The 7,561-nt window shown below is 46.6% G+C and carries 10 protein-coding genes; 1 reads left to right on the top strand and 9 read right to left on the bottom strand.

Going from position 1 to position 7,561, the window contains the following annotated elements; translation table 11 throughout:
• Positions 1-360 precede the first annotated feature (360 nt).
• The gene (locus AC2204_RS18520; RefSeq protein WP_318927265.1) at positions 361-909 is read left to right on the top strand and encodes a gamma carbonic anhydrase family protein; all 549 of its coding nucleotides are present in this window, start codon (positions 361-363) and stop codon (positions 907-909) included.
• Here AC2204_RS18520 and AC2204_RS18515 read toward each other — a convergent pair.
• The 9 genes from AC2204_RS18515 to AC2204_RS18475 form a co-directional block, all read right to left on the bottom strand.
• Positions 906-1,169 carry a DUF1488 family protein gene (locus AC2204_RS18515; RefSeq protein ID WP_318927264.1) on the bottom strand — a complete coding sequence of 88 codons (264 nt, stop codon included), beginning with the start codon at positions 1,167-1,169 and terminating at the stop codon, positions 906-908. The two genes, AC2204_RS18520 and AC2204_RS18515, sit on opposite strands and share 4 nt — an antisense overlap.
• Before the next feature lie 11 nt (positions 1,170-1,180).
• The gene (gene aroE, locus AC2204_RS18510; RefSeq protein ID WP_318927263.1) at positions 1,181-2,002 is read right to left on the bottom strand and encodes a shikimate dehydrogenase; all 822 of its coding nucleotides are present in this window, start codon (positions 2,000-2,002) and stop codon (positions 1,181-1,183) included.
• Between the two features lie 83 nt (positions 2,003-2,085).
• A complete protein-coding gene (gene hemF, locus AC2204_RS18505) occupies positions 2,086-2,991 on the bottom strand; it encodes an oxygen-dependent coproporphyrinogen oxidase (protein ID WP_318927262.1) in 906 nt (301 codons plus the stop codon).
• Between the two features lie 40 nt (positions 2,992-3,031).
• A complete protein-coding gene (gene tsaC / locus AC2204_RS18500) occupies positions 3,032-3,589 on the bottom strand; it encodes an L-threonylcarbamoyladenylate synthase type 1 TsaC (RefSeq protein ID WP_318927261.1) in 558 nt (185 codons plus the stop codon).
• A gap of 80 nt (positions 3,590-3,669) precedes the next feature.
• On the bottom strand, positions 3,670-4,176 hold the full coding sequence (purE, locus tag AC2204_RS18495; RefSeq protein ID WP_318927259.1) for a 5-(carboxyamino)imidazole ribonucleotide mutase: 507 nt from the start codon (positions 4,174-4,176) through the stop codon (positions 3,670-3,672).
• A gap of 78 nt (positions 4,177-4,254) precedes the next feature.
• On the bottom strand, positions 4,255-4,812 hold the full coding sequence (locus AC2204_RS18490; RefSeq protein ID WP_318927258.1) for a DNA topoisomerase family protein: 558 nt from the start codon (positions 4,810-4,812) through the stop codon (positions 4,255-4,257).
• 37 nt (positions 4,813-4,849) lie between these two features.
• Positions 4,850-5,323: a DUF494 family protein gene (locus tag AC2204_RS18485; protein WP_318927257.1), complete on the bottom strand. Its 474-nt coding sequence runs from the start codon at positions 5,321-5,323 to the stop codon at positions 4,850-4,852.
• 2 nt (positions 5,324-5,325) lie between these two features.
• Entirely contained in the window at positions 5,326-6,423 is a 1,098-nt protein-coding gene (gene dprA, locus AC2204_RS18480) for a DNA-processing protein DprA (RefSeq protein ID WP_318927256.1), read from the bottom strand.
• Entirely contained in the window at positions 6,423-7,481 is a 1,059-nt protein-coding gene (locus tag AC2204_RS18475; protein WP_318927254.1) for a LysM peptidoglycan-binding domain-containing protein, read from the bottom strand. Before AC2204_RS18475 ends, dprA begins: the two co-directional genes overlap by 1 nt.
• Positions 7,482-7,561: the final 80 nt, after the last annotated feature.

Raw genomic sequence — 7,561 nt, 5'->3', positions numbered from 1 at the left:
TTCAACCGAAGTTGAAGCATAAATTGACTGTGCCAATATCATTCCTCTGCAGGAATCATACTGTTCGGTCACTCAGTTCATTGATAAATCTTTCGACTTAACTTTTTCACGAGTGCCCACACAGATTGCATGGTCAAATTGTTAAAGAGCATACTGACTAGGTTGCTGGCTAACCGCCGTGCTCCGTGTCAGTGAGGTCGCATTATAGAGACTTCGATCACATTGGCAATAGGCATTTTAAATTAAATTCATCATTTTCGTTCAGATGCACGATTATCGTTCAAATGTCCGATTTATCGATGCAAATCACATCACAACTTCGCTATTCTTGTAAAAAATGACTTCAATAAGGTGTACTTCATGCATTCAGCCCTTAGATCATACAAAGGAATAACGCCGTCTCTTGGTCAAAATACCTATATCGATAGTTCAGCGGTGATCGTTGGCGATATCGAATTAGGTGATGACGCCAGTATCTGGCCACTCGTTGCCGCACGGGGTGATGTAAACCAGATAAAAATAGGTGCTCGTAGCAATGTTCAGGATGGTGCGGTCTTGCACGTCACCCGCAAGACAGGCGATAAACCGGATGGTCACCCTTTACTTGTTGGCGATGATGTCACTATTGGACATAAAGCAATGTTACATGGCTGTCAGGTTGGCAACCGGGTATTAGTGGGAATGGGGGCTATATTATTAGACGGTGCGATCATCGAAGATGATGTAATCATTGGTGCAGGAAGCTTAGTCCCACCAGGCAAAACATTAAAGAGCGGTTTCCTCTATAAAGGTTGCCCGGTAAAACAAGCACGTCCGCTTAATGAAAAAGAGCGCGCTTTTTTACCCGTTTCTGCTGATAACTATGTCAGATTAAAGAATGAGTATCTTGCGGAAATTGAGAACCCTTAATTAATATGAATATGTCCCTCATTATCAAACGCTTCATCTTTAATCAATTCTTCTGCCAATTCTTCTAAATCGAAACGATTGGCAGCAAACACCGCCAAAATATCAGATTCTGTTATCAACTCTTGCGCTGTCTGCTGCTGGAGCCATTGGAGGCTCACCCAACAGCCGATTAATGCACCCGCTTGTTGCGCAGAAAAGTTGACGGCTAACTTATCGCTATCCCAACGTTGGATGTCTGCAAATAAAATATCTTGATTCATTGTTATTCCACTTAATCTTGTAATATACGCCGCAGTTCGCGTTGGACCTGTTTAGCACCGGGGCGGATACCTCGCCACAGCATAAAGCTTTCAGCAGCCTGACCAACCAACATCCCCAGTCCATCAAGCACCTTTCTGGCACCTAGTTCATGAGCCCACTGATTAAAGGGCGTCACATCAGGTCCATACACCATATCGTAGCAAGTCATTTCCGGTTTGATCAGGCTATCTGATAAGCCGGGTAATTGGCCCGCTAAACTCGCTGATGTGGAATTGATAATGACATCAAACTCCGGCTCATTGGCTTCATCAAGTCCAAGCGTAGAAACCGGCCCGTAAGCAGAAAAGATATCGGCTAATTGCTGGGCTTTTTCTGTGGTTCTATTAGTAATGACAACCGCTTCAGGTTTTTGAGCCAGCAAAGGGAGAATCACCCCCCGAGCAGCGCCACCAGCACCGACTAATAAGATCCGCTTGCCAGACAATTCTACCTGATTTTGTAGTAGATCTTGTACTAGGCCTTCACCATCGGTGTTATCACCTAGAATGGCTCCATCATCGAGTTTTTTTAACGTATTCACGGCACCCGCCAACTTTGCGCGCTCAGTAAGTTGAGTCGCATACAGATAGGCCTGCTCCTTAAAGGGCACAGTGATATTGCAACCTCGCCCACCGGAAGCAAAGAAAGCATCTGCGGCTGCAACAAATTCACCAATGGGTACCAGCTCAGCAGTATACGTCATTGCTTGGGCTGTTTGCCGGGCAAACAGAGTATGAATGAAAGGGGATTTACTCTGGCCTATGGGATTTCCGAAAACGACGTACTTATCCATGTGAGATTGCTGTCCAAAAATAATAAAGGGTCGATAAATCGACCCTATCACTGCTCTACCTCAAGCTCAAACAGTTAATATGATCACCAATTTCTCGGCTTAAGATAGTTCTCATAAAGATTGGCTTCTGGCGATCCCTCTATCGGCTGATAGCAATATTCCCAACGGGCCAATGGCGGCATCGACATTAATATTGATTCTGTACGGCCACCGCTTTGCAGGCCAAACAGGGTACCGCGATCATAAACCAGATTAAATTCCACATAGCGGCCACGGCGGTATAGCTGGAATTCACGTTCACGTTCACCGTATGCCGTATGCCTACGCTTGTCGACAATGGGTAAGTAAGCGTCTGAGTAACCGTTACCAACCGCCCGCATATATGCGAAACTTTTCTCGAACCCCCACTCATTAAGATCATCAAAGAACAGGCCACCAACACCGCGGGGTTCATTGCGATGCGGTAAAAAGAAGTATTTATCGCACCATTCTTTATGTTGTTGATAGGTATCCTCACCAAAAGGGACGCAAATTGCTTTCGCGGTATCGTGCCAGTGCTGGCAATCCTCTTCAAACGGATAAAAAGGAGTCAGATCAAAACCACCACCAAACCACCATACCGGTGCTTCCCCTTCTTTTTCTGCAATGAAAAAACGCACATTGGCATGGGAGGTCGGCACATATGGGTTGTTCGGGTGAATCACCAAGCTCACGCCCATAGCTTCAAACCCACGGCCTGCCAGTTCAGGACGGTGCGCGGTGGCTGATGCCGGCATTTGAGTGCCAAATACATGGGAGAAGTTCACGCCCGCTTGTTCAAATACACTGCCATTACGCAACACACGGCTGCGTCCGCCACCACCCTGTTCGCGCTGCCACTCATCCTGCTCAAATATTGCCGCGCCATCCTGATGTTCCAGGCTCTGGCAAATACTATCCTGAAGTGAGAGTAAAAACGCTTTCACAGCATGTTTATCGACGTGACCCATCATTTCTCCTTGTATAACCGTAAAACTTTACTGCCACTTGCTAACCTTGGCGCAACACATTATTACTGCATGCATCACGAATTTCAGTCGGATTTTCTCGCCCGCCAGTCTCACCTTCTAAGATAGCACTTAGATGTTCGCCCAACTGATCATAGACTTCAGTCGCTGTTTTACATGGCGGCAACCCTGTTAAGTTAGCGCTGGTTGAAGTGATCGGTTTACCAAAGTAAGTACAGAGCTGTTGTACCAAAGGATGATCACTGACACGTACCGCGATTGAGTTAAATTGCCCGGTCAGAAAAGCCGGTACATTTTTTTTCACCGGCATAACCCAAGTCACCGGACCAGGCCAGGTCGCAAAAATTTTCTGCTTTTGCTGCTCAGTCAGCTGGCTATCATCAATATAGGGCAACAACTGCTGATAATCAGCAGCAATCAGGATCAATCCTTTTTCAACAGGACGCTGTTTTAAGGCTAATAGTTTTTCGACCGCCTGCTGATTATCAGGATCGCAACCCACTCCAAACACGCCCTCTGTCGGGTAAGCAATGACTTTACCGTCTTTTAACGCCGCTACAACTTGTTGCAGGTTGTCCATATCGACCTCATCAATAACCATATTAAAAGCAATAAAAAAGGCGCTCTAAAGAGAGCGCCTCTTGAATTCATGGCTATTATTTAACCCTTTAGACGTTCTTGTAAAGCTGCATCTTTCGCGATGACTGATTCAGCGTTCTTTTGACGCTCCGCCTTCACCGCTTGCGCCAGTTCTTTATCGCCCGTCGCTAGAATTTGTGCCGCCAGATAACCCGCGTTTTTCGCGCCCGACTTACCAATAGCAACCGTCGCCACAGGCACACCGCCGGGCATCATTGCCGTTGACAGTAGAGCATCCATTCCCTGAAGCGGGCCAGCGTCGATCGGCACACCAATAACCGGTAATGTAGTGATACCCGCAACAGCACCCGCTAAGTGGGCAGCCAAACCTGCCGCACAGATAAATACGCCACAACCGCGCGCCTCAGCATCCGTCACATAAGCGTGAGTTGCTGCAGGTGTGCGATGAGCCGAAGTAACTTTCACTTCCGTTGTAATTTCAAAAGACTTTAAAACATCAAGCGTTGCCTGCATTACCGGCAAATCCGAATCTGATCCCATCAAAACAGCAACAAAGGGCTTAGTCATCAGTATTCCTTCCATATTTAAGTGACGTAAACGATTGCGTAAGTATTATAGCGGAATTTTCAAAGAGATCGAGAACGTTTACGATTGGATATGGTGACACTTTTTATCAGCACATTGCAGCTTAGTGCCACTGGCAAGATTTTTCTCTGTTACCAATGGGAATCCGCATTTTCCACATTGCTGAGAAACAGGTTTGTTGTTCACTGCAAAACGACATGCTGGGTATTGATCGCAAGCATAAAAGACTTTGCCGTAACGAGACTTACGTTGAACAAGATTACCTTTGTGGCAATCAGGGCACAAAATCTGGGTATCGTCGGCTTTTTTCTCTAACGGCTCAATATGCTGGCAATCCGGGAAGCTGGCACAACCAATAAACATCCCAAAACGACCCTGGCGTAATACCAGTTCGTCTTCGCACTGCGGACAAGGCTTACCAAGATGTTTAACAATGTGTCCATCGTTGTGATTTAGCGGGCGGATAAAGCCACAATCGGGATAATTAGAGCACCCAAGAAAAGGGCCGCGCTTGCCATAACGCATCGCCAACGTCCCACCACAGTTGGGGCAGGATTGTTCTTGCTCTAACGCGTGTTCATGAGCACTAAATAACGGGTCGTTAATTTTACCGGCCATACAATATTTTCACTCGCTAGGGCAGGGATATCGATAATTAATGCAGGTAACCGTCTTCGGCACCGTAAAGCAGATCTTCCATTTGGCTGTAGGCATTTTCATTGCCCGGTGCATTAAACAGCACCATCAAAATGATCCACTTCAGATCGTCTAACACAAATTCTGTTGTTTCCAGCTCCATCACACGATCAATAACCATTTCACGGGTATCAGCGCTTAAGACATGAATTTGTTCAAGATAAGTTAAGAAGCCACGACATGTAACATCCAGCCGTGCCATCTCCTGCGGGATATAAACACGTATTGACGTGACCGCACTATCGTTCATATAAGGCGTATCTTCAGTATCTTGCAATGCTGCAAGTTTCTCTAACCAAGTTAGAGCCTTATAGATATCATCTTGATGAAATCCAGCACGGCTAAGCTCATCGGAAAGCTCATCCTGATCAACCAATAGTTCCACATCGCTGTGGATATAGGTTTCAAACAGGTACATTAGAATGTCCATCATAACTAGCCCCTCCTCGTTCTGATATAACCACCGGGCACTGTAGTGACAACACCTTGCAATTCTAGTTCCAACAATTGCATCATAACTTCATGTACGGGTTGTTGACAGCGTTCAGCAACTATATCTACGGGTGTTGCTTCATTGCCTACGTTAGCCAACACCATTGAAAATGGCAATTCTTCATTTTCAGGTTGTGGCAATGACAAGTTCATTTGGTTACTTATTGCGCATTCTGTCAGAGATCCCACCTCTTCAAAGATATCGACCGGACTTTCTACCAGTTTAGCACCAGCTTTAATCAAGGCATTGCAACCCCGACTGGCTGGATTTTGAATAGAGCCTGGCAACGCGAAGACTTCCCGTCCCTGTTCAAGCGCGTAACGCGCCGTAATTAACGAACCACTCTTTTCTGCTGCTTCTATAACCAATACGCCAACTGACAGCCCGCTGATCACTCGGTTCCGACGCGGAAAGTTTTGTGGCCGCGGTTTTTCATCGGGCCAGAACTCAGAAACCAGTGCACCTTGCTCTGCAATTTGACCCGCCAAGTCACGGTGCCGGGCGGGATAGATATGATTCAGCCCTGAACCCAGCACAGCAACCGTCGCTCCGCCATTTTTTAGTGCCCCGTAATGTGCCTGCCCATCAATACCTAAAGCCAAGCCACTGGTGACCACATAATTGGCAGCGACCAGCGCGGCTGAAAAATGATACGCCGCCTCACGACCATCGATACTGGCAGAGCGACTGCCGATAACCGCAAGCTGTGGCTCGCGCAACCAGTGCGTTTCACCACGAACGAACAATAATGGGGGAGCGGAAGCTATCTCTTTTAAAAGCGCCGGGTAATGCGGTGAATCCAACGTGAGAATAGATTGCCCACGTTGCTCAGCCCAAGCCAAACAGGTTTCAATCCGCTGGCGTTTGGGGTGGTGGAGGGCGTGAACCTGTTGCTCTGAAAGTCCGATTATCCGCAACTGTTCCGCGGGCATCGAGAGCAATTGTTGAGGGGTCGTATATTGTAAGAGCTTACTGATCCGGTTGCCACCCAAATAAGGAACAGCAGCCAGGATCAGCCAACTCTCTAATGTTTTACTCATCAATCCGTTAAACGCGGAGGTAAAGCAAGCATCCCGGCACGAAAAGGTTGCAGGCTCCGGGTTACTACCGCCAGACTAAAATATTCATATGGTCGGATAACCATGACCTCACCAATGAGAAGACTGCTGAGCTGCTGTTTTTCAGGTAACCAGCCATGTTCATTTTTATAAGCATAATCACCTTTATTCCCGGTTACTTTTGCACCAGGTTTAAATAACTGCAACACATTACCCGCTGTTAAATTATCCAGATGACCACGATCAAGCACGACGACTTGAGACGTCGCTATATAGCTATGCCCTTCTAGATTCCCTAAAACACTCGCCTGAATATCAGCTGGCGGCTTTGATGGGGAAAAATGCATATCAACGTCTGATACCGTTAAGGGGGCAGGCAATAAAATATCGTTTTGACTGATCTCTTGCCGAAAAGATTCCACCGTCATTAAGCTCATATTTTCTTGTATTTCCAACGCTCTAAGCTTTGCCACCTCTTTGAGTGATATCACTTTTCCATCAGGCCTATCTTTTCGCACAAACTCCGCGGCGACACGATACACCCACCACTCAGTGCCTAGCAATAACTCAGAATCAACCCACACTTTATCTCCGCGAGACATATATCCGCGCTGTTCGCTTGCCCCCAAAACCCGGGGAAGTTGAGCGAGACGTTGCTCGGTGATTAATTTATTGTCAGCCAGGTAAGGAAGCATCAACGTTTCTTGCAATGTGGTGATCGCAGAGTGTTGAACACGTATTTGGGGTGAGATCACGACATTTTTTTTAAATTGTAACTGAGGACGGCCATTAACCCATACAAGGTGCAATTGATCCCCCGGATAGATCAAGTGCGGATTTTTAATATAAGCATTGGCTTGCCAAAGCTGTGGCCATAACCACGGGTTTTCAAGAAAATGTGCCGAGATATCCCATAGGGTATCGCCTTTTTTGACCGTATAAACCTCGGGAATATTTTTCTTTACACTGGGTAGCGTCGTATCCGCCCAACAAACAGAAAATGAAGAAATCACAATAAACAATAAGACGCACGCTCTCATGCCGAGCCTTCCCTGTAGATAACCACTGAATGATATAAGTGCAAGCATCAAAGGTGTCATCCGCTTAGAAAGATGTCCAA

This window comes from Photobacterium sp. (assembly GCF_057456235.1).
This window is presented reverse-complemented; position numbering and strand designations above follow the sequence as displayed.

Excerpts from the sequence above, each read along its gene's own strand:
- AC2204_RS18520 (WP_318927265.1), top strand. The coding sequence starts at position 361 with ATGCATTCAGCCCTTAGATCATACAAAGGAATAACGCCGTCTCTTGGT.
- AC2204_RS18515 (WP_318927264.1), bottom strand. The coding sequence starts at position 1,169 with ATGAATCAAGATATTTTATTTGCAGACATCCAACGTTGGGATAGCGAT.
- aroE (WP_318927263.1), bottom strand. The coding sequence starts at position 2,002 with ATGGATAAGTACGTCGTTTTCGGAAATCCCATAGGCCAGAGTAAATCC.
- hemF (WP_318927262.1), bottom strand. The coding sequence starts at position 2,991 with ATGGGTCACGTCGATAAACATGCTGTGAAAGCGTTTTTACTCTCACTT.
- tsaC (WP_318927261.1), bottom strand. The coding sequence starts at position 3,589 with ATGGACAACCTGCAACAAGTTGTAGCGGCGTTAAAAGACGGTAAAGTC.
- purE (WP_318927259.1), bottom strand. The coding sequence starts at position 4,176 with ATGACTAAGCCCTTTGTTGCTGTTTTGATGGGATCAGATTCGGATTTG.
- AC2204_RS18490 (WP_318927258.1), bottom strand. The coding sequence starts at position 4,812 with ATGGCCGGTAAAATTAACGACCCGTTATTTAGTGCTCATGAACACGCG.
- AC2204_RS18485 (WP_318927257.1), bottom strand. The coding sequence starts at position 5,323 with ATGATGGACATTCTAATGTACCTGTTTGAAACCTATATCCACAGCGAT.
- dprA (WP_318927256.1), bottom strand. The coding sequence starts at position 6,423 with ATGAGTAAAACATTAGAGAGTTGGCTGATCCTGGCTGCTGTTCCTTAT.
- AC2204_RS18475 (WP_318927254.1), bottom strand. The coding sequence starts at position 7,481 with ATGAGAGCGTGCGTCTTATTGTTTATTGTGATTTCTTCATTTTCTGTT.